General features: G+C 67.8%; 3 protein-coding genes. 1 reads left to right on the top strand and 2 read right to left on the bottom strand.

What is annotated here, in order from left to right; all coding sequences use genetic code 11:
- The coding region (locus JCM9942_RS15040; RefSeq protein WP_157722966.1) for a TSUP family transporter at window positions 1-386 on the top strand (386 nt) is incomplete at its 5' end.
- 6 nt (window positions 387-392) lie between these two features.
- Here JCM9942_RS15040 and JCM9942_RS15035 read toward each other — a convergent pair.
- Window positions 393-1,112, bottom strand: a complete 720-nt coding sequence (locus JCM9942_RS15035; RefSeq protein ID WP_054660654.1) for a haloacid dehalogenase-like hydrolase — start codon at window positions 1,110-1,112, stop codon at window positions 393-395.
- Window positions 1,109-1,833: indole-3-glycerol phosphate synthase TrpC (gene trpC, locus JCM9942_RS15030; RefSeq protein ID WP_054660652.1), on the bottom strand; the 725-nt coding region annotated here is incomplete at its 5' end. The genes JCM9942_RS15035 and trpC, both read right to left, overlap by 4 nt.

The raw sequence follows: 1,833 nt of genomic DNA, 5'->3' as shown, positions 1-1,833 counted from the left end.
CGCCGCGCCGGGAGATAAAGCGGGTACCCCTGCTGGGCTTCTTCGCCGGCCTGCTCGATGCCAGCGGTGGCGGCGGCTGGGGGCCGGTGGCGACCTCGACCCTGCTTGCGCGCGGCGCTCAGGCCCGAACCACCATCGGTACGGTCAGCGCGGCCGAGTTCCTCGTCACCCTGTCGATCTCGGCCACCTTCCTGCTGTCGATGGGGTTGCAGCACCTGTCCATTGTCGCCGGGCTGCTGGTGGGCGGCATGATGGCCGCACCGGTGGCTGCGCTGCTGGTCAAGCGGGTCCGGGAGCGCTGGGTGCTGGTTGCCGTGGGCCTGCTGGTGCTGTCGATCAGCCTGTTCCAGATCGGCACCGCGCTGCTCAAGCTGCGCGGCGCCTGAGCCGGCTCAGGGCAGCGGATCACCGCCGCGACCGGCACAACCCCAGTTCAGGATTGGCGTTCCCGCCGGCAGCACCTTGCCGAAGTAGGCCACGCGCGAATGCTTGGGATTGACCACCACCGGTGCCCTGGCCGCTTTGAGCAGCGGCAGGTCGGCGGTGCTGTCCGAATAGGCGATGGCGATGTCGCCGTAGCCCCGCTCGCGCAGCATCCGCATCTTTTCCTCGTTGTGGCAGTGCCGGGTGGCGCCCATCGCGCCCAGCCGCGGCCCCACTTCACTGCCGATCACCGGCACACCCTGGTGGGCGACGAAGGTGAGGATGGCGCGGGCCAGCTCCGGCGGTGCGCCGGTAGCCACCACCACGCGGTCGCCGGCGCGGCGATGCGCGGCAAACACCTCCAGCGCGTGCGGCAGCAGCTTCTGGCGAATCTGCGTCTCGTGCGTGAGCACGTACCGGTCGATGACCTTGTTGAACTCGCGCGCCTGATGCAGACCGAACGTGGCAATCCAGACATAGCCGGAAATGCCGATGCGCCGCGTCGGCAGCATCGCCACCAGCGGCCCCAGTAAGGGCGTGGCCAGCACCGCCGCGAGCAGTCGCAGCGGATTGCGCCTGATCAGCCAGGCGAACAGATGACTGCCGGAATCGCCGTCGTAGAGGGTGTGATCGAAGTCGAAGACGACCAGTTGCGCATCGTCCGGAGGCAAGGGGTATGAATCGGTCATGCCGGGAAGAATAGCTGACGCAGGCCCTCGCCCGGCTCTTCCACACGCATGAAGGCTTCGCCGACGAGGAAGGCGTTGACGCCTGCCTCACGCATCAGCTGGACATCGGCCGGGCCGAGAATGCCGCTCTCGGTGATCAGCAGGCGGTCACGCGGCACCGCATCCTTCATGTCCAGCGTGTTCTGCAGCGACACCTCGAAGGTGCGCAGGTTGCGGTTGTTGATACCGATCAGCGGCACCGGCACCTGGATCGCACGCTCCAGCTCGTCGATGTCGTGCACTTCCACCAGCACGTCCATGCCCAGCTGCATCGCCAACCCGGAAAGCTCGGCCAATTGGCGGTCATCCAGCGCCGAGACGATCAGCAGGATGCAGTCCGCGCCCAGCACGCGCGCCTCATAGACCTGGTAGGGGTCGATGACGAAGTCCTTGCGCAGCACCGGCAGGGTGCAGGCCTCCCGCGCCTGCTGCAGGTAGGCGTCCGCGCCCTGGAAGAAATCCACGTCGGTCAGCACCGACAGGCAGCTGGCGCCACCGAACTCGTAGCTCACCGCGATATCGGCCGGATGGAAGTCCGGGCGGATCACGCCCTTGGACGGACTGGCCTTCTTGACCTCGGCAATCACCGCCGGATCGCCATTGGCGATCGCCGCATTGAGCGCATTGGCGAAACCGCGGACCGGCGGCGCCTCGGCCACGCGCGCCCTCAGCTCGGCCAGCG

The organism is Stenotrophomonas pictorum JCM 9942 (genome assembly GCF_001310775.1).
Taxonomy (GTDB): domain Bacteria; phylum Pseudomonadota; class Gammaproteobacteria; order Xanthomonadales; family Xanthomonadaceae; genus Stenotrophomonas; species Stenotrophomonas pictorum.
This window is presented reverse-complemented; position numbering and strand designations above follow the sequence as displayed.

Coding starts and splice junctions, on each gene's coding strand:
- JCM9942_RS15035 (WP_054660654.1), bottom strand. CDS start 1,112: ATGACCGATTCATACCCCTTGCCTCCGGACGATGCGCAACTGGTCGTC.